Below are 25514 nucleotides of genomic sequence, written 5' to 3'. Positions count from 1 at the left end.
GCGGAGGGAAGGCAAGCGGAGGGAAGGCGGGCGGAGGGAAGGCAGGGCGGTCAGCGAGGCAGGGCGGGCAGGTGGGCGGGAGGTGCGGGGCTCACCTGCCTTCTGGGGGCGATCGCATCGCCCTCAGAAGGGTCGCGAGGGTGACGCGGGCGAATCCGATCCGGGCGTCGCTCGCCCCGTACGGCAACCAGAGGGCGTCCGCGTGCAGCAGACCGCCGCAGGAGTACACGACGTTGGGCACGTACCCCTCGCGCTCGGCGTCACCGGGGGTGAGGAGCGTGCCGGGGAGCTCGGCGATGACGCGGTGCGGCTCGTCCAGGTCGAGCAGCAGCGCGCCGATGGCGTAGCGGCGCATCGGGCCGACGCCGTGGGTCAGGACGAGCCAGCCGGACCCGGTCTCCAGGGGGGATCCGCAGTTGCCGACCTGGATCAGCTCCCAGCCGCCGCGGGGGGAGTGGAGCGGCATCGGCCGCCGCCACCTGCCGTCCTCGCCGAGGGAGGTGAGGCCGAGGGTCTCGCCGTCGGAGCGGCACAGCGCCAGGCGGCGCCCGCTCACCTGACGCGGGAACAGCGCCATCCCCTTGTTGACGGCGGCGGGTCCACGCAGCGGGGTGACCTCGAAGGTGCGCAGGTCGTCGCTGGCGAGCAGGTGCGAGCGGATGTGCCGCCCGTCGTAGGCGGTGTAGGTGGCACGGTACGAAGACGTGCCGTCCTCGCCGATGATCCTCACGAAACGGGCGTCCTCCATCCCGTTGCTCTCGGCCGCGCTGGCGGGCCAGAGCACCCGCCGCTCAAGGGGGACGTCGGCGGGGAAGGTCACGGCGTAGTCGGAGGCAGTCGCCCGGCGCAGCTCCGCCACGGTGCCGTACGTGGTGGTGCGGGTGAGCAGGTCGGTGGGGAGCCGGGTGACCGCCTGCTCGAAGTCGTCGTCGTCGAAGATCTCCGGTAGCGAGCCCAGCACGGTGGCGGAGACCTCGTTGTCCCGGTCCTCGTCGGCGAGCGCCGCGGCCAGCAGGTCGCGCCGGTGGGGGACACCGTGCCGGGGCCCGGTGGTGAGCGGTCCCGAGCGGTCGGCGATGACGAGCTCGTCGCCGGGGCCGAGCACCGCCGTGGCGAAGCCGATGGACGACAGGTGGCCCTCGCCGATCTGCCGCGTGCTGATCACCACGCGCAGCCGTCCGGGGATCAGGCCGGACTGGTCGGGGTGGGCGACCATCGAGGGGTTGCACAGCGCGGCGCCCTCCACCGCGTACTCGTGGCTGAAGTAGGCGCCGACCAGGAGGCGGGCCGCGGGGGGCAGGTCGAGGCGGCTCGGAACCCGGAAGTGGACCAGGTCGTAGTGGTGCAGGAAGGTCGCCGCGAGATCACGGTGCCGGTCGCCGAACCTCCGCAGTGTCTCCTCCAGCAGCGCGGCGGTCTCGTCGTGGCCGAGGAGCGCGATGCGGTCGATCAGGGCGGAGGTCCGGCTGCGCGTCACGGCGGCGTCCTCGCCGGGCACGAACAACTTGATGATCACTCTTCGCGGGTCGGAGGCGAGGGTCTGGTCGAGCCGGGTGGCCAGGTCTCGGATGGTCATGGCACCTCATCCATCGGGCAGAATGCTGGGCCGTGGCGTCTCGCGCACCAGGCGTTCGGCGTGCTGCAGGGTGGAGATGAGCGCGATGGTCGACTCCGCGCCCTGGTTCAGGTTGGGGCCGGCCAGGGTCAGGCCGTCGTACCCCCCTCCGGTCGCGATGTCCCACATGGTCGTCCTCCGGTCGTTGGCACCCTGGAACCACGCCGACGCCTGCCACACGCCCGCCTGCCAGGATGGATCGCCGGTGACGGCGCCCGCCGTGGCGCAGGCGTCGGCGAGCGCGGCGACCTCGATCGGCTGCTGGTCGTAGCGGTCCCGAGGCGCGTGCCGCCGCCAGCCCGCGACGGGCACGACCGACAGCCGCCCCTCCCTGGTCTGGATGTCGAGCAGCCAGGCCAGCATCCGCAGGCCGTCGGCGAGCATCGCGCCGTCGCCGCCGAGGTGGCCCGCCGCGATGAGCACCTCGGCGAGGGCGGCGTTGGCGTACGTCAACCTCGGCTGCGGCCACGGCCAGTCGGGATCGGCAGAGGGGGCGCCGATCGCGAGGGCGGCGTCCGCGAGCAGGGCCGCGGCCGGGGCGTTGCCCGGCAGTACGCGCAGGATCTCCGCCGCGCCGAGCCCGGCGAACGCCATGGCGCGCGGATGCGGGGACCTCCCGACGGCGCCGGCGGTGAAGGAGATCAGGGCCGCGTCGCGGATCCACGGGGCGGGGTTGCGGGCCGCCGCGGTGCCCAGGCCCCACAGCGCCCGCCCCCACCAGTCGCCGAGGCCGGGTTCGTCGGTCCAGCGCCGGTCGTGGGAGAGGCGGTTGTGGAACGCGCCGGAGCCGTCCTGCGCGTGCGTGAGGAAGGCCAGATAGCACTCCGCCAGCCGTCGTATCCGGGGGGGCGGCGCCGGTTCGCGGCTGGTCACGACGAGCCCGCGGGCGACGTCGTCGGTGCAGTAGCCGTGCTGGCGGCGGACGACGGCGTGCCTGGCGTGTTCGAACAGCCCGGTGTCGTCGCTCAGCCGCGCCAGGTGCCTGAAGCCGGGCAGGGCGGGGGCGTCGAGGGGTATGGGGGTTGCGGGGGTCACGGCAGGGCCGCCGCCACCGCTGCCGGGCGTCCGGCGAGGAGGCCCCGGGCGAGTTCCTCGTAGCGCGCCGCGACGGCGGGCCACAGCAGGGTCGGGACCAGGGAGTGGGTACGGTTCCTGAGATCGTCGGCCAGGCCGGGCTCGGTGAGGATCCGGCGTACGGCCGCGGCGAGCGCCTCGGGGTCCTCGTGAGGTACGAGCAGGCCGGGTCCGTCGGTGAGCAGTTCCACGGCGTGCGGGAAGGACGTGGCGACGACCGGGACCCCGGCCGCCACCGCCTCGATCAGGACGCCGGAGGTGACCTGCTCGTGCGAGTCGTACGGCAGCACGACCACGTCGGCCGAGCGGATCAGCCGGATCAGCGAGGCCTGGTCGCGGTAGACGGGGTCGTACCGCACGGAGGCGGACACGCCGAGCCGCGTCCCCATCCGCTGCAGCCGGGTGCGGTAGGCCTCCCCGCAGTGTTCGAGCACCTTGGGGTGGGTCCTGCCCGCGATCGTGTACGTCGGCGAGGGAGAGAGGTCCCCGAGCAGGGCGAGCGCCCGCAACGCCCACTCGATGCCCTTGCCGGGGCCGATCAGCCCCCAGGTGAGCAGGTGCGGCCGCAGGCGGCGCTGGGCGGGGACACGCATGTGGTCGGCGGTACCGTGCGGGATGACGGACACCTTGGCCGAGGCGACGTGGTAGCCGGCGAGCAGCCGGTCGCGGGCGGTACCGGTCATGGTGACCACCGCGCCGGCGGCGTCCACGATCTGTTCGAGCAGCCGCCGTTGCCGGGGGGTCGGCCGGGTCAGCACGGTGTGCAGGACCACGATGCTGGGCACCGTGAGATGCCGCAGCAGCGGCAGGATGTCCTGCCCGTCCGTGCCGGGATAGATGCCGTACTCGTGCTGGACCACCGCGACGTCGAACCGCTCCAGGGCGGAGGTGGCCGCCTTCCAGCTCTCGTGCCCACCGGGTGCCCAGGTGTGCACGACCCCGGGTACGGGGCGTTTGTCGTCGACGTCCGTGGTGACGCGGACGATCCCGCCGAGGGCACCGCCCTCGGTGAGGTGGGCGGCCAGGGCGGAGTTGAAGGTGGCCAGCCCGCACTGTGTGGGCGGGTGGGTGCTGAGAAATCCGTATGTACAGGCCAACTGCCAAGCCTTCCGGTCATCGGCCGCTCCGGCTCACGGATGCGGACCTCACGCGGTGAAGACGTCCATCGGCCAGCGTGGTGACGGATGGAGCTGAAGCCTGGCGCCGGGTGCCGTCCTCATCGGGGCCCGGCTGCCGCGACCCCGCAACGGATCGCGGGGGCTACGTCACCCTGACAGTATCAGGGGCTTACGCTCCGTCCGCTATATGGCGGTAGATGGGTAAATAATTGGTCACCACTCTGTCCACGTCGAATCTGCGTTCGGCCCGGGCACGGCACCCCGCGCCCGGCCGATCGCGCCGACGCGCGAAATCGCGGGGACTCCGGGCCGCTTCCGACCGAGTCGCCTCCGTCGAGGTCACCTCAGCCTGGAGGCCACCTTCACAGGTCACCGGATCCGGCGCGGACCCGTTTCCAGCCCTCCCGCGACCTCACCGATTCACCCCTCTACCGGACTGATAACGACAGATCCAGGCAAAAACCACGCTGCTGAAATTCACCAGCATGGTGTGAGGTGTCCGCCCGGCCGTTTCTGTGACCTTGAGCCTGATCACCGCCCCGTCTCGCATCCAGCCCGCCAGCTCGTCCTCGGTGGGCTCGGGGCCGTGCAGACGCAGCATCAGGTCGTGGGGCTGCCCGAAGATTCGCAGGTGCAGCTCGCATGTGGGTTCGGTATCCGCCATGTTTCGCCATCCAGATATCCATATGGAGTAGACCCGGCGAAGTTGTCGGCCTCCTCTTGAGCGTACTCCTCGCGCCGGAAGCCGCCCGCCCAAGCCCTGCCCCTCACCCTCCGAACCAGAACAATTGCCCCCGAACCAGAACAAGAACGTCAGCAGGGCAGGTCAACTACCGGCGCATTGCGTTCATGTACGCGTTCCCGCGATCGAGAGATGAACCCCGGAATCGGATTTCGTGCGCCACGATGACTTCTCCATGTCATGACAGGCCGATCGCCATCCAATTCGGTGCGATTCGCGCGCCGGGGGAATGACGCGCGCCGTTGTCATACGGGCGCGTGCCACCCGGCCGGATCCGCCTCGGACGTGACGGTTGCGGACGTGACCGGACATCCGTGCGCGTACGCGTCCGGGGTGTGAGCGCTCCATGGCCCGTACCGGCCGGGCCTGATCCTGGTGCGCGTCCGGGGCGTGAGCCGTCCGTGCGGCGACGTCCCCGGCGTCCGCGCACGCATGCTTTGAAGTGTCTTGCCCTGATCGCCGACTCAGTGACTGAAAATGCATGACAAATGGCTTGTTCTGCCCTGTCATTGAGCGGCCAATGAGCATTGAATTGTTGATTCTCGTGGAAATTTTCCGTCAACCGCGGTCTCATATTCCAGCCAGTTCTTTCGGGATCATTTCTGGAAAGAGGAGAGTCATATGACCAATTCGCGAAGAATCACGGCACTCGCGGCCGCGCTCGCGACGGCGGTCAGCCTCGGGGCCGTCGGCGCGCAGGCGTCGGCGGCGGTCGCGCACCCCTCGACAGCGGCCGCACAGCCCGCGGTGGAGGTCGCCGCTCCGCCGCAAGGGCTCCGGATCACCCGCTTCCTCGGCGAGCAGCGCCTGCCGCACAAGATGCGCTTCCGTGGAACCACCGTCGGCGGCCTCTCCGGTCTTGACCGTGACCCGCGCACCGGCACCTGGTACTTCGTCTCCGACGACCGGTGGCGCTACAACCCGGCGCGCTTCTACACCGGCCGTCTTGACATCCACCCGGTCACCGGAGCGTTCACCGGGGTGAACCTCACCGGGGTCACCACCCTGCGGCGCCCCGGTGGGAGCCCCTACCCGGCCTACGGCCGGCCCAGGTCCGCCGATCCCGAGGCGATCCGTTACGACCGGTGGAGCCGCAAGCTGCTGTGGGCCAACGAGGGCGACCGGCCCGACGCGGAGAATCCCAACATCCCGGTGTCCGATATGTCCGTCCGCTGGAGCGGCGCCGACGGCCGCTACCTCGGGGAGCTGGCGGTTCCCCGCAACCTGAAGATGACCTCCACCGAGAAGGGCCCCCGGCGCAACTTCGGGTTCGAGGGGCTCACCTTCACGGAGCGGAGCATCGCGGCCATCACGGAGGGGCCGAGGTACGAGGACGGCCCGCTGCCGACCGTCGACAAGGGCGCCACGGCCCGCATCACCGTGTGGGGCCGTGACGGCCGGCCGCGCGGGCAGTACGCCTACCCGGTCGACAAGCTGCCGGCGGCACCGGTCCCGGCGAACGGCAAGTCGGACAGCGGGGTCTCGGAGATCCTGGCGATCGACGAGAACCGCTACCTCGCCCTTGAGCGCTCCTGGATCGAGGGTGCCAACTACAGGGCCAAGCTGTACGAGATCGACCTGCGCGGTGCCACGAACGTGCTGACCCGCGACAGCCTGGTCGGCGGACAGCCGTACCGCCCCGTTTCGAAGCGTCTCGTCTCCGACCTCAGCACGGTGCGGCCGCCGGTGCAGAACCTGGAGAGCCTCGCCTGGGGGCCGCGCCTGCGCAACGGCGAGTGCACGCTGGTGATCGGTTCCGACGACAACTTCGACAGCAACGAGGTCACCAAGTTCCTCGCCTTCGCGGCCCGAGGTTGCTGAAAGCGCCACCTTGAAGCCGCCTGGAAAGTGCGGCACTGAAACGGCTCAGCCCGTCGATACCACGTGCAAACGGTGGTGCCGGCGGGCTGAACTCGTGAAACGACGAGGTGGCCGAGCACGGTTTCGGACTCGGCGCGGATGCGTACGCCGTCCGATACCACCGCCGTGTGGGTGGCGGAAGCCTGTACGGCATTACGCCGGTCCCAAACTTCGAAAAATGCCCGCATCAAACCTCGCGACGATTCGCGGGGATTTACAAGATCGTGCTTTCTTGAGCCTTCTGACCAGGGCGTGTTCCGGCTTCGGGGTCCCGGGACCCCGGCCCCCCTGCCGCCGCCTCCGGTGGCCAAAAATATGTAAATTCTTGGATTCGTCCGTTCCTCCGATACATCCCTTGACGTAACTGGAGGTTGTCGGCCATCTGTCCGTTTCTTTAGTTTTTGCCGAGCCGATCCATGTCGGGTGCTAGAACCTTGTTCACATAATGACAAATTTAACGATTTACCTATACGATCGCCGTTCGTGGTTGGAGTGGATCTTTCAGGAACCCGATTGGGCAACGACCTGTTCTTTGTCATGCATGACAACGCGACCGGCCGGATGCGGCTTCATGCCCGCCTGACCGATTTAGGACTGGCCGCAGCCATTCTGGGAGAACTGATGCTCGCCGGACGGATAACCGTGGGACTGGTGGCGGGACAGATACAACTCGTCGTTCTCGACGAGGCGCCGCCCGGAGACCGGGTCGCCGGGACCGCCCTGGAGCACATCGTCGCCGAACCCTCGCATCGCTTCCGTACCTGGTTGCACTTCCTCGCCCGTACGGCACTCACCGACGTGGCGGCCAGGATGGTCGACGACGGACTGCTGCGCCCGCCCGGCAGACGCCCGTCACGGAGGCGGGTGCCGGTCGACGTGAACGTCGCGGCGTGGCCGGCGGGACGCGTCAACCTCGCGATCCAACGCCGTGAGCCACTCAACGTCCAGGACAGCGTCCTGCTGGGACTGCTTGTCGCGACCGGCGGCAACCGGCTCGTCCTGTGGGAGCAGAACCCCGGCTACCTCTCCGACGCGATCGCCGCCCTCCCGGCGCCGCTCCAGGAACTGATCGCCCAGACCGAGGCTGCCGTAGGTGACGCCGTCATCAGCCGCCGCTGAACCCCCCTCACCTCAAGGAATCCCCCCATGTCCGTGACAGAACGCAGGGTGAGCGCCGTTTCCGAGGCGCTCGCCCAGGACCGCCTCGGCGTACCCTCCGTGGTGTTCTTCGTCATCTCGGCGGCGGCGCCGCTGACCGTCATCGGCGGCTCGGTGACCGCCGCGTACGCCGCGACCGGCGTGATCGGCGTCCCGCTCGCCTTCATCCTGCTCGGAGCCATCCTGGGCCTGTTCGCCGTCGGGTACGTGACGATGGCCCGCTACGTCGTCAACGCCGGGGCGTTCTACGCGTACACCGCGAAAGGCCTCGGCCGGCCGCTGGGAGTGGCGACCGCCTGGGTCGCGCTGCTCGCCTACAACGCGCTCCAGGTCGGCCTCTACGGCATGATCGGCGCGGCGGGTGAGCCGCTGATCGCCGACTGGTTCGGAAGCTCCCCGCCCTGGTGGGTCATCGGACTGGTCGCCTGGGTGCTGACCGGGGTGCTCGGGCTGATGCGGGTCGACGTGAACGGAAAGGTCCTCTCGGTCCTGCTGCTGACGGAGATAGCCATCGTCGTGCTGTTCGACATCGCCGACCTGATCAACCCGGCCGCCTCGGGTTACAGCCTCGACGTCTTCAACCCGGCGAACCTCTTCGTTCCCGGCATCGGAGCGGTGGTCGCGATCTGCATCGCCTCCTTCGCGGGCTTCGAGTCTTCGGTGGTGTTCTCCGAGGAGACCAAGGACCCGAAGCGCACGGTGCCGATCGCGACCTACGTCGCACTCGCCGTCATCTCCGGCCTCTACGCCCTGTCCTCCTGGGCGATGACCGTGCCGGTCGGATCGGACAAGATTGTCGAGGCCACGCGCGAGCAGAGTTCGAACCTCCTGTTCAACCTGGCCGGACAGCACCTCGGGGCGACCATCGCCACCCTCGGCGCCCTCCTGTTCGTGACGAGCCTCTTCGCCGCGCTGATCGCCTTCCACAACACGATCTCCCGCTACATCTTCGCCCTCGGCAGGGAGCGGGTCCTGCCCGCGGCCTTCGGCCGCACCTCCCCGCGGACCGGTGCCCCGGTCAACGGCTCGGTGGCGCAGAGCGTCATCGGGCTGGCCACGATCGTCATCTACGCGTTCTTCGGTCTGGACCCGGTCATCCAGCTGTTCTTCACCGTCGGATCGTTCGGCGGCCTGGGACTGCTCATGATGCTGGCGGCCACCTCGATCTCGGTGCTCGCCTTCTTCGCCAGGAATCCCGCCCCGGAGAACGCCTGGCGGACCCGGATCGCCCCGGCCATCTCCTCCGTCCTGCTGTTCGTCGTCATCGTGCTCGTCATGCTCAACTTCGACACCGTGCTCGGCGTGGCCCCCGACTCCCCGCTCCGCTGGATCATGCCCGCCATCTACTTCGTCGCCGCGGGATTCGGCGTCATGTGGGGACTCGCGCTGCGGTCCAGCAAACCGGACGTGTACGCCAACATCGGGCTCGGTGCCCAGGCGGCCGTGAAGGGAAGCGAATGACCGAGATCATTCGTGTCCCGAACGCGCCGGGAGCCGCGGATACCATCGGTGCGATCATCGCCACCTCCTTCCACGAGCAGGAGATCTCCGCCTGGATGATCCCGTCGGACGACGACCGCCGCCGGGTGATGCCCCCCTTCTTCTCCATGACCAGCGAGAGCGCCCTCGTCCACGGCGAGGTCCTCGCGACGGCGGACATGTCCGCCGTCGCCGTGTGGTTCCACAAGGGGGTCGAGCCGCTTCCCGAGATCCCCGACCGGACCGCCCGGGTCGAGTCGTTCGCCGGTCCCCACGCCGAGCGCATCGAACTGATGGGGGAGGAGATGGACAAGCGCCACCCCCACGACCCGCACCACTATCTGGCGTTCCTCGCCGTGCTCCCGGGACACCAGAGGCGGAAGACGGGGACCCGGCTGCTTGAGGAGTACCACCGAGGGCTCGACGAGGAGGGGATACCCGCGTACCTGGAGGCGAGCAGCGTCGACAGCCGCAGGCTCTATCTGCGCCACGGCTATCAGGACCTCGGCGACCCGATCTTCATGCCCGGCGGCCCGCCGATGTATCCGATGTGGCGCCCGCCGAACCCCTGACCGCGGGACCCCCGTGAGTTTTGAATCCGTGCTGGAGGGTAGCGCCGTTCTCGATCGGGTATCGCGGGGGTCCACCAACGGTACGGGGTTCGGGAGGGCTGAGTGGATCACCGCGGTCAGGCGCTGTGGGTACGGGCGAACCATCGGGGGCACTGCAGCGTGCTGGAGTTCGGCGGGCACCTGGACTTCGTCACCGCGTCCACGCTCGCCCAACACGTCGACGAGGTCTGGGAGATGAGCGACGGCCCCCGCCTCGTGCTGGAGCTGTCACAGCTGGCCTTCTACGATTCCACCGCCCTGGGTGTCCTGGCTCAGACCCGGCAGCGCGTCCAGGACACCGCCACCGGCCGGCTCGTTCTCGTGGGCGTCCCCGACGGGCTGGCGCACCTGCTGCTGCGCACCGGCCTGCTGTCCCACTTCGAGGTGCGCGACGACATCGAACAGGCCGTCGCCAGCCTGCTCCCCCCGGAGTGAGGCACTCTCCACGCTCCCAAGGTTCGAAGATCCGCGCCGGTACGTGGCGCGGAGGCAGGGCCCGTGAAGGACAGAGGTCTCCACGGGGGGTCACCCCGCACAGGTACGTGGCGCGGAGGCAACGCCCGTGAAGGACAAGGGGTCTCCCACGGGCGGTCACCGTGAACACCCGTGTCCTTCACGGGCATGTGGCGCAGGGTGTGCGGGGTCAGGGGCCGGTGAGGCGGCGATCTCCACGGGTGGTCACCACGAACACCTGCCAGTTGTAGTAGGCGTAGTAGTTTCTGATGTCCTGCTTGATCTGGCGCGCGTGCAGCAACACCGCGTTGACGTACGCCTGGGAGTGGTTGTAGGCGTACAGCGCGCGCCGGTAGTCGCGCGGCGCCCCCGACGCGCGAAGATAGTTCGCCGCGGCGAGCAGGGAGTCGCGGGTGTCCTGGATGTCACCGCCCATCCCGTAGGCGTCCCACGTTCTCGGCATGAACTGCATGGGGCCCTTGGCGCCCGTGTGGCTCGGTGACCGTACGCGGCCGAACTTGGTCTCGACGAACATCACCGCCGCCAGCACCTCCCACTCCACGCCGAACCGCCGCTCGGCGTACCGGAAGTGGCCGAGCAGGAAGTCGGCGGGCTTGGGCGGCTGGACACGGAATTTCACCGCCCCGCTGATGGGCCGGACGAGGGAGCGCAGATCCCGGCCGGCCGTCACGTTGTCCTTCGCCTGCCCGGCCAGGGCCTTCGGCAGCTTGGCGTAGGTGCGGTCGGCGACCTTCGGGTTGAGGACGAGGTAACGGTAGATCCGCTGCTGGTGCAGGGCGAGCAGCACCACCGACTCGGGGGGTTCTCCCTTGCCGGGATCGCCGTCGCGCCTCCAGGCGTCGATGGCGCGTCGGAGCTCCGCGGTGGTCGTGGCCAGGGAACGGGCCAGTTGCGCAGGATCGGTGGGGATCGCCGCTTTCGGGGAGGGCGGGGTGGGCACCTGACCTGCGGGCGGCGTCTGCTGCGAGGACTCCTCCGCCGGTGACGCCGTCTCCTGGCCGGGAGCAGCCGGTGGGGCGGTGCTCCGCGAGGGAGCGCCCTGGGAGGCGGAGTCCTGTGCGGTGTCCTGTGAGGGGGAGCCCTGGGAGGTGCTGTCCTGCGAGGCGGTGTTCGGGGAGGTGTCCTGGGAGGTGGAGCCCTGTGCGGCGGCATCCTGTGAGGCGGCGCTCTGCGAGGTGGCGCAGCCGGAGATCGCGACGACCAGGCCGAGGAGAGTGGCGATCACCGGCCTCCCGCGCGACCGGCCCACGCGCGAACCCGGCGACCCGCCCTCCGGGGCGTCCGGACCTCCTGAGGCATCCGTTCTCTTCGAGGTGTTCGGCATCCTGGAGGCGTTCGCCTTCTCTGGAGTGTTCGGCCTCCCGGAGGCATTCCGCCCCTGTGAGGGGCCTGGACCCTCCGAGGCATCCGGCCGTGCGGGCATCGTCCGTCTGTTCGACCGGTGGTCACGCTCCGGCCGTGAAACCTCCGCGCGCTGATCGTTCATCGGGCCCAACGTACCCGAGCGACGACCTCCCGGCCTACCGGCGCAGCCCGCGACGGCCGGCGGACGCGGCCCTCGCGTCACGATCACCTTTCTGACACGCGCCGAAGGACTTTGGTCCTGATCCGGTAAGTCGAACAGCCCTATTTTCATGAACCATGTCCGAATAATCCTGATATGTGAGGGAAGCAGCACATCTGGCTTGTTGGGGGAGACGTGAGGCCGGTGCTGGGAGGAATCTTGTTCGGATCGGTTCTAGCGATCATGACATTGGTGGGCGTCGTCGCGGCAACCGTGATTGAAGATCGACTTTTGCCGCCCGAATCGATCAAGCTGATCAAGCCGTCCGAGTCATCCGAGTCACCGGAGTTGCCCGAGCCGATCAAGCCGACCGAGCAATCCGACGCTCCGGCTACTCCGGACAACACCGACCGGTAAGGCGACGAACCGCGCGTCTCGTCAGGTCGTTCCGCACGGCGACCCCGACCCCTCCCCGTCCCGCCGAAGCCGGATGAAGCGAGAACCGATCCGCGAAATCGAACGATCACCACTTGAATACGCATTCGGTTAGATCGGGGTTCTTTCCTGGCGTTATCCCTAGATGTGGGTGATCATTGGACCCACCTGGCACCGTGCCCCCTGTCCGTACCGTCTCCGCGGGAGTGGGCGCGGTCACCTTCCCCGATCTCCCGTGACATCGCGGACGCCGCGCAGGCGTCGCCCGCGATGACCGGCTCCTTCCACGCCGACTTCGCCCCACCCCGAGGAGACGTCCAAGGAAATCCGCGGAAAAAGAGGAAAGAGGACCACCCCCCATGGCCCTTGCCGGTGTCTTCCTGCCCATCGCCCTCGCGATCATCATGTTCGGTCTCGGTCTGAGCCTCACGATCGCCGACTTCCGCCGCGTCGCCGCCTATCCCAAGGCCACCGTGGTCGCGCTCGCCTGTCAGGTTCTGCTGCTGCCCGTGATCTGCTTCGGTCTGGTGCTCGCCTTCGGCCTGCCGCCCGCGCTCGCCGTGGGCATGATGCTCCTGGCCGCCTCTCCCGGCGGGACCACGGCGAATCTCTACAGTCACCTGTTCGGCGGCGACGTCGCGCTCAACGTCACGCTCACCGCGATCAACTCCGTGCTCGCCGTCGTCACGCTGCCGCTGGTCACCAACCTGTCGCTGAACTACTTCGCCGCCGACTCCGCCGCGCTGGGCCTGCAGTTCGACAAGACCGTCCAGGTGGTCGCGATCGTGCTCGTCCCCGTCGCGATCGGCATGGCGGTCCGGGCGTGGGTGCCGCGCTTCGCCGAGCGGATGAACACCCCCGTGAAGATCGCCTCCGCCGTCATCCTGGTCCTGGTGATCATCGGCGCCCTGCTGCAGGAGCTGGACAACCTCGGCGGCTACATCCGCTCGGTCGGCCTGATCACACTGCTGTTCAGCGTGATCAGCCTGGCCATCGGCTACTGGGGGCCGCGCCTGGCCAGGATCGAGCGCAGCCAGGCCGTCGCCTCCTGCATGGAGATCGGCATCCACAACGCCACGCTGTCCATCGCGGTCGCGCTCACGCTGCTGAACAACACCCAGATGGCGATCCCCGCCGCGACCTACGGGGTGCTGATGTTCTTCACCGCCGCCGCGGCCGGATTCCTTCTCAGGTCGTCCCGTACCACCCAGGTCCCTTATGACGAGGCTCGCCCCTGACGCGGCTCGGTGAGTCCGGTGCGTCACCGGGGCGCCGGGGCGTAGAAGTGGTGACACGATCTGGTGGGAGTCGATCCCGCAGGTCGTGGGGGAGGACCCCGCCGGCCTGGACGCCACGTCCGACATCCTTGACGGGGCCGAATCCGGCACGGTAAAACCATCTGGTTATAGAACCGAAAGGCGATAAAAGTGTCTGCCGACGTTCTCGACGCGACGTTCGCCGCGCTGGCCGACCCGACCCGGCGCGCGATCCTGGCCCGGCTGATGGAGGGCGAGGCGACGGTGACCGAGCTGGCCGAGCCGTTCGCGATGAGCCAGCCGGGCATCTCCAAGCACCTGCGGGTGCTGGAGCGCGCCGGGCTGATCTCTCGCGGACGCGACGCCCAGCGCAGGCCCCGCAGGCTGGAGGCCGGCCCGCTCAGGGACGCCATGGGCTGGCTGGAGAACTATCGCTCCTACTGGGAGGAGAGCTACCAGAAGCTGGACGACCTGCTGGGCGAGCTCGAACCCGGCGGAGCGAACGCCGCCGAACGGAAAAGCCCGTGATGCCACGGCATGAGCGGACCGAAGGCCTGACGGTGCGGGCGGTGTCCGACACCGACCTCCTGCTCACCAGGGCGTTCGCCGCTCCCCGGCGGCTCGTCTTCGACGCGTTCACCCGGCCCGAGCTGCTCCGGCGATGGCACGGCGCGCGCGGCTGGCACCTCGTGGTCTGCGAGATCGACCTGCGTCCGGGCGGTGCCTGGCGCTTCGTGTCGCGTGGGCCGGGAGGTGCCGAGCTGGGCCACGGCGGGGTGTTCCACGAGGTCGACGCGCCCGCTCGGCTGGTCCAGAGCGAGGTCCACGACGGCTGGGCCGTGGGGGAGGCCCTCATCACCACCGTTTTCGACGAGCGCGACGGCCGGACCACGATGACCACCACGGTGCGCTACTCCTCGCGGGAGATCCGCGACAGCGTTCTCCGCACGCCCATGGAACGCGGCGCGGGCGAGGCGTACGACCGTCTCGACGAGATGCTGGGCGAGACGACCGTGAACGTCGGGCGGTGATCCCCTCGACGATCCTTGGCCGGTTCGCGACGGTGCCCGGTGGCCCTCGACGGTCCTTGGCCGACTCCCGACGCAGTCCTTGACCGGTCCGCGACGGCTCTCGGCATGCCGGTCGCGGCGCGCCGTACGGCCCGTACCTGGTGCTGAGCGGCATCGAGACCGGCCGCCTTACTTCCCCCGTCGCCGTGGGGTCAAGCTTGAGTAAACACCGTGGGCGCTGTTAGCTTCACTCCGGTGGATGACATGCCTGCACGGGTGAAGGCGATCGAGGGCTTCGCGACGGCTCTGCGAGAACTTCGCAAGTCTGTCGGCAACCCACCTTTTCGGGAGATGTCTGGTCGGTCGGGGGTGATCTCGCACACGACACTGCACGAAGCCACGAAAGGCAACCGGCTCCCGAGCTGGGAGACCACCGTCGAGTTCGTCAGGGCGTGCGGCGCGGACCCGGCCGCGTACCGCGAACGCTGGGAGAGGGCGAACCTGGCGGTCAGGTCGGCGAGCGCCGGGGATCCTGCGAACCGCGTCGGCACCCCGGTGGCCGGTCCGCCCGGTGGGCTCGCGGTCCCCGCCCCGCAGGTCGAGGAAGCCGCGGCGGCCCCGGAAGCCGCGGCGGCCCCGGAAGCCGCGGCGGCCCCGGAAGCCGCGGCAGCCGCGGAAGATCGCTCCATGCGCATCGCCGTCGGGTCGTACGTTCCACCGGCGGCCGGTGCGACCCCGGCACCCGTGCCCACGACGCCGCCGCCACCGCCCGGCGAGATCGTGGGCGACGCCCGGCAGGTCTCCCACACTCCCCGAGGCCGAGGGCGATTCCGGTTGCCCCGCCCGGCAGCGGCGGCGCTCGCGACAGCGGCCGTCGGCGTGGGGACGGCGGTCCTCATCGCGGTGGCCGTCAACCGCGACTCCGGGAACGACGATCGCGGCCCGGCCCCGTCAGGCAGCCCGTCGAAGGCATTACTGGCGGCGACCGACTGCCCGGTGGTCCCGACCAACCCGCCGTACGATCCGCCCGCGAACGAGGGCGATTCCGCGGTGTTCATCGGAGACATCACGCTCCCCGACTGCACGAGCGTCGGCCCCGGCCGGACCAGGACCAAGGTGTGGCGGATCAAGAACGCCGGGACCGTGCCATGGAAGGGATACTCGCTGCGCCGCCTCGACCTTCCGCAGCAACCCGATCAATGCCAGACCATCTCCGACGTACCGATCAAGGACACCCGACCCGGAGAGATCGTCGACATCCGGACCGAGATCACCACGCCGAGAAACCCGGGCCTGTGCTACGTGCGGTTCAAGATGATGGACGGTTCTGGACGGGTCGCGTTTCCCGGAGGCCGACCGCTCAACTTCCAGGTCATCGTCGACTGACGGAGACGATGCAGGTGAGCACCTCCCACCGGGGTTGCCCCGTCGACCGACCGGCTTCCAAGCTCGCCGGCCGCATCGGGAGGACGCCTTCGGTGCTCAGCACCGAACGCCCGTTCCCCGCCGTGCGACGCACGGCGGGGAACGCGGGGAGGTCTTCGAAAGAGATCAGGAACCGAGAACGATCCCCTTGTAGTAGGACTTGAGGATCCTGGAGTGGCTCCAGCCCGCCTTGCTCTTGTCGCGGGAGCCGGTCTGCGACATCCAGTCACCGGTGACCCAGTGGCCGCACGCCGTCGTCGTCGCGCAGTACTGGGCCCTGAAGATTTTCCCGTTGCGCGTCAACCGGGTGCCCCACGTCGCGTCCACCGCCGCGTTCGTCGCCGCCGTCGCGGAGCCCGGCCTGTACACCTGGCTGGACGTGTGGTCGGAGACGTCGTAGCACTCGCCGCTCGGCGTCCTGCTCGCCGAGTTCAGCGCCCAGTACCAGCCGAAGTTCTTGACGGCGATCGCCCCGGCCCTGAGAGACTCCTTCGGCCAGTACGACGGCCACTCGTTGGGCAGGACGTTCTTGATGTAGGTCTTGAACGGTACCCGGTCCACGCGGTTGAGGGACTTGCGGTAGACGAGGATCGTCGTGGGCATCCTGCTGTGCGTGCCGTCGGTCTTGCAGTGGGTCGGCGACGAGGAGCCCATCAGTTGGTGCGAGGCGTTCTGGTTCTTGAGACCGGGCTTGAGGTTGCCCTTGGCGCCGGGCTTGAAGTCCTGGTAGGTGCTACCGGCGTGGTTGCTGTTGAAATGGACCCGGACGGTTTTGGCGGTGCGGTTCCAGACGGAGGCGGCGGCGTTCTTGATGCACTTGCCCTTGCCGTTGCCTGATCCCTTGTAGTCGAAGCAGGAGGGCTGCTTGGTGCCGTAGTCGTTGACGGATCCGGTGAAGTCGGAGACCGATCCCTGGTTGTTGCTGTTGAAGTAGTAGCAGAACTCGCCGCTCTCGCAGACACCGTTACGGCCGGCGGCCGAAGCGGGCGGGGCGACGGCGAGCACCGTTCCGCCGAGCACCATCGCGGAGGCCACGGCGGCGAGTCGCGATATCGGCCGTGCGGTTCGTGGGGACACGGTCGCCTTCCTCTTCTTCATCGTCGTCTTCATCGAAAATCGAAAGCCGCGCTGCGCTCAGCGGAGGTTGTAGCCCTGGGAGACCCAGAACGAGGTCGGGTTCGGGTTGCTCAGGACCGGGTCGCCGACGCTCTTGGCGGCGAGCTTCTGCCGTCCGGGACGCACCTCGACGTGGGTGTGCGCGGCCCCGCTGGACGACACCCCGCGCCACGCCTCGTTGGCGATGAGCTGGCCGCGCGTGACCTGCTGACCCACGCGCAGGGAGGAGCGCGGAGCGGAGTGCAGGTAGATGACCGTCCTGTTCGACGAGGCGTTGTAGATGGAGATCGTGGAGAGCCCCGAGCCGCCGTTGGCCCCACGCGCGAGGTGGATGACCTGACCGCTCACCAGGGAGTGGACATTCGTGCCGATGCCGCGGTAGAAGTCGATGCCCTCATGCCGGCCGGGGGTGTTGGTGTAACCGTCGAAGGCGCAGCTGATGTATCCGCCGCTGGTCTTGTACAGCGCGGACGACAGGTTGACGCGCCCCGGTGACGACGACGACGGGCTGAACTGGTGCGAGGCGTTCTCGTTCTTGAGGCCGGGCTTGAGGTTGCCCTTCGCGCCGGGCTTGAAGTCCTGGTAGACGCTGCCGCCGTAATTGCTGTTGAAATGGACCCGGACGGTTTTGGCGGTGCGGTTCCAGACGGAGGCGGCGGCGTTCTTGATGCACTTGCCCTTGCCGTTGCCTGGCCCCTTGTAGTCGAAGCAGGAGGGCTGCTTGGTGCCGTAGTCGTTGACGGATCCGGTGAAGTCGGAGACCGATCCCTGGTTGTTGCTGTTGAAGTAGTAGCAGAACTCGCCGCTCTCGCAGACGCCGTTGCGGTCGGCGGCCGAGGCGGGCGGGGCGGTGGCGAGGGCCGTTCCGCCGAGCACCATCGCGGAGGCCACGGCGGCGAGGATCCTGTTACGCGTTCTCATGATGTTCTTTCTCCTTGTATCTGTGGCCTGGGGTGTCCTGTACGGCCTGGTGTGTGGGCCCGAGGTGCAGGGCGGCCCAGGAGTGCGGCCTCGAGGTGTGTACGGGGTGGAATGCGTGCGGCCTGGAGCGCGTACGAGGTGGAATGCGTACGGCTCAGGGCGCCTGGGGTGCGTGCGGTCCGGGTGTCCGCGCGGTCGGGGCTTCGAATGGTCAGCGACGCCGGTACTCCTCCCAGGTGCGGATGGCCACCTTCGGGCCGTCGTCGGGACCACGGCCGGAGAGCCCGTTCAGACCGAGGTAGTAGTCGCCGATCTGGTTCTGGGCCTGGCCGGAGAGGTCGGTGTCGTTGATGGCGACGGCGTGGATGTGCCACGGCCAGTCGGCCTGATCGGGACTGCGCAGCCATGCCGCGAAGCCGACGCGTCGCAACGCGCGGACGGCCGCGGTACGGGTGGCGGAGCTCATCCCCTTGACCGAGATGTCCACGGCGCCCCCGCCGTCGTGGGTACCCGCGGACGTGGGGTCCCCGCCCCGGTTGTACGACCCCTGCAACAGCACGAGATCGCGGCCGAGCAGCCGATTCGCCTCGACCAGCATGCTCCGCGTGCGGGCGTTGACGACGCCCCCGCCGAACGACACCCGGGCCCCCGGCCCGATGACGTGGGTGACCTTGAAGCGGCCGGCCCCGAGCTTGGTGAGCGACGCCTTGCCCGGCAGGCCGTTGGCGGCGAGACCGGTGAAGCCGAGCGACCGCTGGAACTTCGCGAAGGCGGTGACCGTCGTGCTGCCGAAGTAACCGTCCACCCATTTGGAATCGAGCAGGCGCCGGTCGCGCAGCGCCCGCTCGACGAGGAGCACGCTCGCCTTCGCCCCCGGGGTCAGTGTGTCGTCAGGCCGTCGCGGGTCGATCTGGGCCGCCTTGAGGGTGGCTTCCATGTTCACGCTCGGAAGGGCTCCCGCGTCGGCCGCCTGTGCCGCCGACACCCCGGACGCTCCCGTCAAGGGGGCGAACAGGGCGGCCGCCACGAGGGCGGCGGCGTATGAGGGCAGCTTCATGGGTTCTCCTGGTTTCGGACACTGAGCGGGATTTCTGCGGCGGGATCCACAGTTTCGGATCGCTCGTGCTGTCCACAACGAGATCGTGTTGTCAGCCTGTTCGAAGGGCTTCCTTACAGGCCTGACAGGCGATCCGACGCGTGACCCGCGACCGCGCGGGGCAGTATTCGAGCAGGACAACGTGGCCGTACAGCGGTCGCGCAGGGCAGTGACCAGGCAGGACAACATGGCCGTACAGCGGCCACGCGCTCGCCTCCCGTAAGGAACGCCATGACCGAAGTCCTCGTCACCGATGCCGGTGACCGCTACCACGCCTCCGACTGCTGGGGTCTGCGAGCCGGCCAGCAGGGCGGTGAAGTCCTGGGTTTCGAGATTCGCCGCATCAGGAGCGTGAGCGTCGCGGACGCCGAGGCGGAAGGAAAGACACCGTGCAAGGTGTGCGTCACACGGTGAGATCGCACGGTGTCCGGCATCGCTAGCGGCACTCGAACGCGGCGATGGGAGAGGCCCGGGTAGCGACCACCGGGCCGGTCCGCGACGGGCCGGGGACGCGTACGAGACCGATACAGCGGACGATCACCTGCCGCCGCCGCGAAGACGGAGGCCGTCACCGGTTCCACACCGGATTCCACTGAAAGCGGCGCCTACGCGTTGGTGCGTCGGCGGACCATCTCCATGTCCTTCTCCGGCAGTGCGTCGGCGACGAGCAGCCGCGGCAGCAGTTTCGGCTCCAGGGTCATCGCACGGAAGGCGAGCGCGACGGTCACGTCGTGGTCGGGACGGTGCACGACCTCGACCGGGTCATCGACGCGGATCTCGCCGGGCTCGATCACGCGCAGGTACGCGCCCGGCCGGACGGCCTGTGTGAACCGCTTGATCCAGCCTTCCCGCTCCAGCCACCCCTGGAACGTCGCGCACGGGATGCGCGGGCACGACACCTCCAGGACGACGTCCGGCCCGATCCGCCAGCGCTCACCGATCAGGGCGCCGTTGACGTCCAGCCCCTGGGTCGTGAGGTTCTCCCCGAAGACCCCGTTCGAGAGCGACCTGCCCAGCTCGGACTCCCACTCGTCGAAATCCTCGCGGGCGTAGGCGTAGACGGCCTGGTCGGAACCACCGTGGTACTTCACGTCGTAGACCCGGTCACCGGCGAGGCCGACCGCGCCGGTGCCCTTGGGGCCGGGGGCGGTGACGGCGACCGGTCCGTCGACGGGCCGCTTGTCGATGCCCGTCGATTCCAGCCCTTTCCACGGGTTGGGGCGAGGCCGGCCGATATTGACGGAGAGCAGCTTCATGATGGCGATTTTTCCAGACGTTCGACACGAATGGGATTACCGCGTACGAGCTCGTCGTGGATGCGCCAACGGCCGGTGACGGCGGCGCGCTCCGTAGCCTCGTCGCCGTCCTCGACGCGCTGCCGCAGCAGCCGCATGGCGATGCGGCGGTTGAGGCTGAACTGCCGCTCGGTGTCGACCACGACGACGATCCCCGAAGGCCGGTGGGTCGCCCGCACCGCCGTGCTCGCCTTGTTGCGATGTTGACCGCCGGGACCGCCGGTGCGGCAGGCGACGACGTCGACGTCCGCTTCCGTGAACGTCGTGCGCGGGATGTCGACCTGGCACGGTTGTGCGATGACGTACCAGTTCTTCCGGCTCGTGGTGGTCCGGTACGGGCTGGGGGCCTGCCAGCACAGCGTCCCGGTCCACGAGGCGGCGAACGCCTCGGCGCAGGCTCCCGAGATGTGGATCAGGACCGATCGGTAGGTGTCCGGCCGCTCACCGGGAACGCTCTCGACCCGACGGGTCTCCACGTCCTGCCGGGTGGCGTCGGCCTCCAGGCGGCGCAGCAGCCGGGCCAGCGCCCAGGCGCACTCCTGCGGGCCACGCCCGGCCGACAGGAGCAGGTGGACGCTCATCGCCGCCCCCGCTCACGGCGCCGGTCCCGCTGGGAGGCGGACCCGAGGTCGGGTGTCTTGTAGGTGACGAGAGGAACCGTGGTGGCCACGGGCGTGGCCAGGTCATGGTGAACGAGGTCGGCGATCACCTGCTCGATGCGCTTGTAGGCTGTCGGCGCCTCCTCGAAGAGCAGCTGGCGGTCTCCGCACACCACCAGCGACCCCACCCGCGTACGGCGCAGCTCCTCGACCGTGTGCTTGGCCCGTCCTCGGCGCAGGGCGTCCGCCCGCGACATCTTGCGACCCGCGCCGTGCGCGACGGAATGACCGGCGTCCGGCCCGGCGTGGGCGGCCACGAGGTAGGAGGGGGTGCCCCGCGTACCGGCGATGAGCACGTCGCGGCCGTCACCCCGTGCCGCTCCCTTGCGGTGCAGGTAGACCCCGTCACGAACCTCGACCAGGTTGTGGCACTCGTCGACGAGCGGCTCGGTGGGCTCGGCCCCCAGGGCGTGGGCGACCCGGGCGGCCATCAACCGCCGGTTGAGCGACCCCCAGCGTACGGCGTCGTCGTGCATCGCCAGATAGGCGCCGGGATCGGGGGCGGGACCCGCGCCATGAGCCTCGGTGTGCGCCCGCAGGATGCGCTCGCCCAACCCTCGGGAACCGCTGTGCACGATGAGAACCAGGTCGCCGGCCGCGAGCCCGAGCCGGCTCGCGTGGTCCGGCTCGAAGACGGTCTCGATCCGTGCGAGCTCGACGAAGTGATTGCCCCGGCCGACCGTCCCGAGCCCCTCGACGTGACCGGCGGGAATCTCACCCTTCACCATGGCCCAGGCCGGGTCGTCGGCATCCCGCTCGGGATCCAGCGCACGATCGAGATCGGGGAACCGGGCGGCGAGCTTCTCGGGCACGGCCCGCCTGAGCTTCATGGGGAACACGGCGATGCCGCACCCGATGTCGGAGCCCACCAGGAACGGATACAGCACGGTCGACGCCATGGCGGCCCCGATGGGCGCGCCCTTGCCGGGGTGCAGGTCGGGCATGGCGGCGACGTGCGTCATGCCGTCGAGGGCGGCCACCTGGTGACACTGCGCGAGTGCGTCGGACTCGATCCAGCTCGCAGGGGAGGCGAACACGGCGACGGTGGCCGACCCCGTGGTCTTGGTGTTCACGGTGTCCCCGGTATTCGTGGTGTCCGTCGTGTCCGTGGCGGACGGCGGCGGGGAGTCTCGCCGGGAGTGCTGCTGAGACAAAGAGGCTCGCTTCCCTCGGGAGGGGGCTGGCAGGATCACGGCGCGAGGGAGCGCCGTGGCATCTCGGATACGCGGGGGCGCTGTCCCTCAGAGCGTCATGAACACCACGTTCCCGGACCCCCACCACACGAGGCAAACGATTTTCGATCGCCCCTCTTTGGCCACCCTGTTTCGGGCACCCCTCTTTGGCTGGCTCGGAGTGAGATCCGGCTCGTGGTTCCTACTTCCAGAGCAAGCGGACCCCGTCCGGACGCGGTCCATAGATCGCGGAGCATCTCACCGCTCGGGTCGGCCTTCGCGGCGACCGGATGCTCGGCACTCGGCTTTCGGTTTCCCGGAGATGACCCGGCCGAGCGACGTCACGGAGAGTCGCCGGCGTACGACCCTCCGGGGGTACTTCGCCCCGCGCATGGGGCACGCTTTGCGTTCGGCCCGGATGCTTCACCTGGTTTTGCCAGAGTGACCGTTACCGACCACCCGCTCCAGGTAAACCCTCCCCTGATGGCAGGAGACAGCCGCACCAAGCGGGAGGTTGAAATGATCACCTCGTTCGCGCGCGCATTCGTCACCGGCGCGTTCACCATCGCACTGAGCGTGCCCGTCGGCGGCGCGCTCGCCGCTTCCGCCTCACCGGTGGACCCACCGAGCCCGCAAACCCAGAAGGACCTCGCACAGGCGCTGCGCGGTGAGGCGTTCGCCAACGCCTCCTACCGCCTGTACGCGGCCCAGGCCCAGCGGGAGAAGCTACCGTCGGTGGCGCGCCTGTTCGAGCGCACCGCCGACGTCGAACTGGGCGAACACTTCAAGGAGGAGGCCCAGCTGAGCGGCCTGGTCGGCAGCGACGCCGAGAACCTGCGTACCACGGTGGCCGGGGAGATCTACGAGTCCCGGCAGATGTATCCCGGCTTCGCGCGGCAGGCCAAGGCCGGCGGCGACAGCCGGGCGGCCGCCCGCTTCTCGGAGATCGCCCGTGACGAAGGCGGGCACGCGCGGGCGTTCGGTGCCGCGCTACGCGCCGTCGAGTCCGGCGAGGGCACGGTGCCGAAGCCGCCGAAGGCCGACAAGGTTCAGGTCCCGCAGGGGCCGCCCGAGGTCCGCGCACAACAGACCAAGGCCGATCTGGACGCGGCCCTGCACGGTGAGGCGCTCGCGTACGCCAAGTACCACCAGTACGCCGAGCACGCCAAGGACCCGGCCGTGGCGAAACTGTTCCGCGGCACCTCCGAGGTGGAGCTGCACGAGCACTTCGCCAGTGAGGCGAAGCTGGCCGGGCTGGTCGGCAGCACGCACGCCAACCTGACCAAGGTCATCGCCGGCGAACAGTACGAGTCCCGGACCATGTACCCGGCCTTCGCCAAGCGTGCCGAGGCGGCGGGCGACAGCCAGGCGGCCGAACGCTTCTCGAACAACGCCGAGGACGAGGCCGGACACGCCCGCGCCTTCCAGCGTGCGCTGGATCGGCTTCCCGAGCAGCCCGAGCAGCCTCCGGCGGCGGACTCACCGTGAGGAGATGACGGGCTCCGGCCGCTCGACACCGGAGGCCACGAAGGCCATGGCCGTCGGCACCGCCCGCGGCCATCGGCGCTTCTCAGAGGCCATGGCCGTCGGCATCGCCCGCGGCCATCGGCGCTTCCCACCGGTCGCGATCCGGTGTCCGGCGTCGCGCGAGATCAGGAGACGGACATGTTCTTCGGCCTGCCGTTGCACCCGCTGGTCGTGCACGCCGCCGTCGTGTGCCTGCCGCTCGCGGCGCTCGGCACCATCTTGATGGCGTTCTGGCCCGCGGCGGCGCGCCGGCTGTGGCCGGCGGTGCTGTTCGTCGCCACCGTCGCGCTGATCGCCGTGCCGCTGTCGGTCAGCAGCGGCGAGACGTTGGCGGACACGGTCGGGGAGAACGCGCTCATCGAGGCCCACGAGGAGCAGGGCGAGCAGGTGCTGCCGTTCGCCATCGTGCTCTGGCTGGCCGCGCTGGGCCTCTCCCTGGCGACCCGGTTCATGGGACACGGCAGGCACTCGCCCCGCGAAGGCGTCGGCACGCGACCGCGGTGGTACACCGGCGCGATGATCGTCCTGGTGATCCTCGCCCTGGTCGGCGGTGTGGGAGGCACCGTCGCCATGGTCCGGGCGGGCCATAGCGGAGCCGAGAGCGTCTGGAGCAAGTGAGTCCCGCACCCGCACCGAGATTTCCCGGTAGTCCGGACACCGAGGGTTCCCCGGTAGTCCGGACTACCGGGGAACCCTCGGTCGCTCGTCCGCCACATCGACTTCCGGTGCTACGGCATCACTCCGGACGAAAGAGGGGGCGTTCTTGCCGAGAGCCCGGCCGCACAGTCCGGTTTTCGCCGGAGACGAGGACGCTCAACCCCGGCTGTTCAGGGTCGCCAGGTCCAGGACGTGGTAGCCGTCCGCCGTCTTCCACTGGAGGTACCGGGCATTGGAGATGCTCACCTTGTCCGTCTTCCGGCCCGGCAGGCGCACCGCGGTCCGTGTCCGTGCGTCGAGAAGCCATCCGGCCCCGCCCTCACGCCACGCCGCGAAGCGCCCGTACAGCGAGATGCCGACGTTCTTGGCACCCGCGCTCAGGCCGATGACGGTGCCGTCGTTGTACTCCAGGCTGTTCCAGTCCCTGCCCACCCGGGCGATGTACGAGGTCGGATCGGGAGCGTCGCGCCTGGCCCCGTCCGGGCCGTAACGGGCCGGCGGTGAGCCGGTGAACTCCCCCGGATCCGACGAATCCGCCACGACAGGGGACCTCGCGAGGAAGGTGTCGCCCTCCCAGGCGATGTCGTACAGTCCGCGCAGCCACAGCCGGGGAGTCCTGTCGCCGGGCCCCATGCGGTAGACGCCCACGTCTCCGGTGGCGCCGGTGACGCATCTGGAGAAGTAGAGCTCACCCCGATGGAACTGCAGGTCGACGGGGTATCGCCAGCCGGTCCCGCAGTGTCCCCCGGGAACGCCCCAGGTGTTCAGCATCTGCCGGGTCAGGCCGGTGCGCATGTCGGTGACCTCGAGAATCCATCCGCCGGGCTCGTCGTTTCCGAGGACCTTCACCACGCGGGTGCCGTGCGCCGCCGCGGCTGCGGTGTACGACTCCCTGTTCTTGCGGTGCAACAGCGTGCTGCGGCCGGTGGCGGGGTCGAGGATGTCGACGTGGTCGAGGTACGGGAGGTAGCGGGAGAACCTGCGGACGATGAACCGCCCGTCGGGCAGGGCACCGATGACGGAACGGGACATCGTGTCCCTGGCAGGGATCCACAGGATCCTGGCCCGGGGATAGGCCCGTGCGAAAGGCGTTTCGGCCTTCCGAACGGGAGGGGGCACGGGTGGGGGCGTCTCCGGCCGGCCGATTCCGGAAGGGAGGATCGGAGCCTGTTCCTCGGTGGCCGACGGCGGTACGGCGGGTCCGCAGGCGCAGACTCCCATCAGCACTACAGCCGCCATCATGCGGAAACGGCGCTTCACCCGCGTCCGTCCCCCTCTCTGCCAGGCCGGTGCGACATACGACGACAAAA

Annotated in this window: 25 protein-coding genes; 13 read left to right on the top strand and 12 right to left on the bottom strand. The window is 69.3% G+C overall.

All coding sequences use genetic code 11. From position 1 onward, the window contains the following. Positions 1–91: 91 nt before the first annotated feature. The 4 genes from ABZ664_RS33940 to ABZ664_RS33925 form a co-directional block, all read right to left on the bottom strand. Positions 92–1576, bottom strand: a complete 1485-nt coding sequence (locus ABZ664_RS33940) for a glycosylase (RefSeq protein ID WP_362519413.1) — start codon at positions 1574–1576, stop codon at positions 92–94. Between the two features lie 6 nt (positions 1577–1582). After that, the gene (locus ABZ664_RS33935) at positions 1583–2650 is read right to left on the bottom strand and encodes a glycosyltransferase (RefSeq protein ID WP_362519410.1); all 1068 of its coding nucleotides are present in this window, start codon (positions 2648–2650) and stop codon (positions 1583–1585) included. Beyond that, a complete protein-coding gene (locus ABZ664_RS33930) occupies positions 2647–3786 on the bottom strand; it encodes a glycosyltransferase (protein ID WP_362519406.1) in 1140 nt (379 codons plus the stop codon). Before ABZ664_RS33930 ends, ABZ664_RS33935 begins: the two co-directional genes overlap by 4 nt. A gap of 433 nt (positions 3787–4219) precedes the next feature. After that, positions 4220–4471, bottom strand: coding sequence for a hypothetical protein (locus ABZ664_RS33925; protein WP_362519401.1), 252 nt, complete (start codon positions 4469–4471; stop codon positions 4220–4222). A 699-nt stretch (positions 4472–5170) separates the two neighbouring features. On the opposite strand from ABZ664_RS33925, the gene ABZ664_RS33920 reads away from it, so the two are divergent. From ABZ664_RS33920 to ABZ664_RS33900, 5 genes are all read left to right on the top strand, one after another. Next, on the top strand, positions 5171–6370 hold the full coding sequence (locus tag ABZ664_RS33920) for an esterase-like activity of phytase family protein (protein WP_362519397.1): 1200 nt from the start codon (positions 5171–5173) through the stop codon (positions 6368–6370). Positions 6371–6832: 462 nt separating this feature from the next. Next, positions 6833–7528, top strand: a complete 696-nt coding sequence (locus ABZ664_RS33915) for a GPP34 family phosphoprotein (protein ID WP_362519394.1) — start codon at positions 6833–6835, stop codon at positions 7526–7528. A gap of 27 nt (positions 7529–7555) precedes the next feature. Continuing rightward, positions 7556–9028: an APC family permease gene (locus tag ABZ664_RS33910; protein ID WP_362519391.1), complete on the top strand. Its 1473-nt coding sequence runs from the start codon at positions 7556–7558 to the stop codon at positions 9026–9028. Further along, positions 9025–9618, top strand: a complete 594-nt coding sequence (locus ABZ664_RS33905) for a GNAT family N-acetyltransferase (protein WP_362519388.1) — start codon at positions 9025–9027, stop codon at positions 9616–9618. Before ABZ664_RS33910 ends, ABZ664_RS33905 begins: the two co-directional genes overlap by 4 nt. 102 nt (positions 9619–9720) lie before the next feature. After that, a complete protein-coding gene (locus tag ABZ664_RS33900; protein WP_362519385.1) occupies positions 9721–10092 on the top strand; it encodes an STAS domain-containing protein in 372 nt (123 codons plus the stop codon). Between the two features lie 208 nt (positions 10093–10300). On the opposite strand, the gene ABZ664_RS33895 is transcribed toward ABZ664_RS33900, so the two are convergent. Beyond that, on the bottom strand, positions 10301–11356 hold the full coding sequence (locus ABZ664_RS33895; protein WP_362519382.1) for a transglycosylase SLT domain-containing protein: 1056 nt from the start codon (positions 11354–11356) through the stop codon (positions 10301–10303). Between the two features lie 531 nt (positions 11357–11887). Here ABZ664_RS33895 and ABZ664_RS33890 point away from each other — a divergent pair. The 5 genes from ABZ664_RS33890 (at position 11888) to ABZ664_RS33870 (ending at position 15722) form a co-directional block, all read left to right on the top strand. After that, on the top strand, positions 11888–12052 hold the full coding sequence (locus ABZ664_RS33890; protein ID WP_362519379.1) for a hypothetical protein: 165 nt from the start codon (positions 11888–11890) through the stop codon (positions 12050–12052). Positions 12053–12429: 377 nt separating this feature from the next. After that, on the top strand, positions 12430–13308 hold the full coding sequence (locus ABZ664_RS33885; RefSeq protein ID WP_362519376.1) for a bile acid:sodium symporter family protein: 879 nt from the start codon (positions 12430–12432) through the stop codon (positions 13306–13308). A 189-nt stretch (positions 13309–13497) separates the two neighbouring features. Further along, on the top strand, positions 13498–13854 hold the full coding sequence (locus ABZ664_RS33880) for a metalloregulator ArsR/SmtB family transcription factor (RefSeq protein ID WP_362519373.1): 357 nt from the start codon (positions 13498–13500) through the stop codon (positions 13852–13854). Beyond that, positions 13854–14357, top strand: coding sequence for an SRPBCC family protein (locus ABZ664_RS33875; RefSeq protein WP_362519649.1), 504 nt, complete (start codon positions 13854–13856; stop codon positions 14355–14357). Before ABZ664_RS33880 ends, ABZ664_RS33875 begins: the two co-directional genes overlap by 1 nt. Before the next feature lie 330 nt (positions 14358–14687). Then, a complete protein-coding gene (locus ABZ664_RS33870) occupies positions 14688–15722 on the top strand; it encodes an NBR1-Ig-like domain-containing protein (RefSeq protein ID WP_362519370.1) in 1035 nt (344 codons plus the stop codon). Positions 15723–15887: 165 nt separating this feature from the next. On the opposite strand, the gene ABZ664_RS33865 is transcribed toward ABZ664_RS33870, so the two are convergent. The 3 genes from ABZ664_RS33865 to ABZ664_RS33855 all read right to left on the bottom strand — a co-directional run bounded on the left by ABZ664_RS33865 (position 15888) and on the right by ABZ664_RS33855 (position 18855). Beyond that, positions 15888–16838: a SpoIID/LytB domain-containing protein gene (locus tag ABZ664_RS33865; RefSeq protein ID WP_362519366.1), complete on the bottom strand. Its 951-nt coding sequence runs from the start codon at positions 16836–16838 to the stop codon at positions 15888–15890. 57 nt (positions 16839–16895) lie between these two features. Continuing rightward, positions 16896–17798, bottom strand: a complete 903-nt coding sequence (locus tag ABZ664_RS33860; RefSeq protein ID WP_362519363.1) for a peptidase inhibitor family I36 protein — start codon at positions 17796–17798, stop codon at positions 16896–16898. 211 nt (positions 17799–18009) lie between these two features. Beyond that, a complete protein-coding gene (locus ABZ664_RS33855) occupies positions 18010–18855 on the bottom strand; it encodes a peptidoglycan-binding protein (RefSeq protein ID WP_362519359.1) in 846 nt (281 codons plus the stop codon). A 270-nt stretch (positions 18856–19125) separates the two neighbouring features. Between ABZ664_RS33855 and ABZ664_RS33850 the strand changes: the two genes are divergently transcribed. Beyond that, positions 19126–19308, top strand: a complete 183-nt coding sequence (locus ABZ664_RS33850) for a hypothetical protein (protein ID WP_362519356.1) — start codon at positions 19126–19128, stop codon at positions 19306–19308. Between the two features lie 191 nt (positions 19309–19499). On the opposite strand, the gene ABZ664_RS33845 is transcribed toward ABZ664_RS33850, so the two are convergent. Genes ABZ664_RS33845 through ABZ664_RS33835 form a run of 3 tightly spaced genes read right to left on the bottom strand, consistent with a single transcriptional unit; the run spans position 19500 to position 21921 of the window. After that, positions 19500–20150 (bottom strand): MOSC domain-containing protein, encoded by a 651-nt coding sequence (locus tag ABZ664_RS33845; RefSeq protein ID WP_362519353.1) that lies wholly within the window; start codon positions 20148–20150, stop codon positions 19500–19502. After that, a complete protein-coding gene (gene prfH / locus ABZ664_RS33840) occupies positions 20147–20770 on the bottom strand; it encodes a peptide chain release factor H (protein ID WP_362519350.1) in 624 nt (207 codons plus the stop codon). Before prfH ends, ABZ664_RS33845 begins: the two co-directional genes overlap by 4 nt. Then, entirely contained in the window at positions 20767–21921 is a 1155-nt protein-coding gene (locus tag ABZ664_RS33835) for an RNA ligase RtcB family protein (protein ID WP_362519343.1), read from the bottom strand. The genes prfH and ABZ664_RS33835 overlap by 4 nt, the downstream gene beginning before the upstream one ends. 582 nt (positions 21922–22503) lie before the next feature. Between ABZ664_RS33835 and ABZ664_RS33830 the strand changes: the two genes are divergently transcribed. Next, positions 22504–23508, top strand: a complete 1005-nt coding sequence (locus tag ABZ664_RS33830) for a rubrerythrin family protein (RefSeq protein WP_362519340.1) — start codon at positions 22504–22506, stop codon at positions 23506–23508. 177 nt (positions 23509–23685) lie between these two features. Next, positions 23686–24165 (top strand): hypothetical protein, encoded by a 480-nt coding sequence (locus ABZ664_RS33825; RefSeq protein WP_362519336.1) that lies wholly within the window; start codon positions 23686–23688, stop codon positions 24163–24165. Between the two features lie 195 nt (positions 24166–24360). Here ABZ664_RS33825 and ABZ664_RS33820 read toward each other — a convergent pair whose 3' ends face one another. After that, positions 24361–25236, bottom strand: coding sequence for a hypothetical protein (locus ABZ664_RS33820; RefSeq protein WP_362519331.1), 876 nt, complete (start codon positions 25234–25236; stop codon positions 24361–24363). Positions 25237–25514 lie beyond the last annotated feature (278 nt).

The sequence above is a fragment of the Streptosporangium sp. NPDC006930 genome (assembly GCF_040635605.1).
In the GTDB taxonomy this organism is placed as follows: domain Bacteria; phylum Actinomycetota; class Actinomycetes; order Streptosporangiales; family Streptosporangiaceae; genus Streptosporangium.
This window is presented reverse-complemented; position numbering and strand designations above follow the sequence as displayed.